1 protein-coding gene is annotated in these 1,010 nt (G+C 69.1%); it reads left to right on the top strand.

The features are described 5' to 3' along the window. A partial coding sequence (locus tag LXT13_RS27450) for a calcium-binding protein (RefSeq protein ID WP_304622832.1) occupies positions 1-1,010 on the top strand: 1,010 nt, incomplete at both ends.

Consider the following 1,010-nt stretch of genomic DNA (forward strand, 5'->3'; position numbering starts at 1 on the left):
GCGACGGCTTCGATGCGCTCTACGGCGAAGACGGCAACGACACGCTGGACGGCGGCACCGGCAACGACTGGCTCGACGGCGGCAACGGCAACAACACCTTCCTGTTCGGCCGTGGCGACGGCCTGGACACCATCGCCTATGGCACCTACGACTACAGCGGCACGCGGCTGAACACGCTGCAGTTCAAGGACGGCATCACGCCCGCCGACGTGCTGCTGCGCCGTGTGACCGGTTCCCAGGGCGGCTCGAACGAGGCGCTGGAAGTCAGTCTCGTCGGCACGGACGACCGCGTCACCGTCAACTACTTCTTCTCCGGCAACAACCCGGCGAGCGGCTACAACCAGCTGCAGCAGATCAAGTTCGCCGACGGCACGGCCTGGGACCTCGCCGCCATCACGACTCGGCTGGCGACGCCGCCGGCCACGACGGCCGTCAACGGCACCAACCTCGCCGACACGCTGACCGGCACCGCCGCCGACGAAACCCTCAGCGGCCTCGGCGGCGACGACACGCTGGCCGGCCAGGGTGGCACGGACTTCCTGTCGGGCGGCACCGGCAACAACACCTACCTTTTCGGGCGCGGCGATGGCGTCGACACGCTGCTGTACAGCGGCGACACAAGCGCCGCCCGCAACAACACGCTGGTGCTCGGCGCAGGCATCACGCCTGCCGACCTCGTGCTCAAGCGCGCCTACGACAGCCAGACCACGCGCTACACGGCGCTGGAGATCGGACTGCGCGGCACGGCAGACAAATTCATCGTCAACTACTTCCTGGAAGGCGACACGCCGGCCAACGCATACAACCCGCTGCAGCAGCTGCGCTTTGAGGATGGCAGCCTCTGGACGGCGGCCGACCTGTTCAACCGCCTGCAACAGAGCACGCCGGGCGCCGACACGCTGCTCGGCTCGCCCGGTGCCGACGTGCTCGAAGGCGGCAACGGCAACGACCGCCTGACCGGCCGCGGCGGCAACGACACGCTGCGCGGCGGCGCGGGCGACGACGTGCTC

Source organism: Pelomonas cellulosilytica, from assembly GCF_021353265.1.
GTDB lineage: Bacteria > Pseudomonadota > Gammaproteobacteria > Burkholderiales > Burkholderiaceae_C > Pelomonas > Pelomonas cellulosilytica.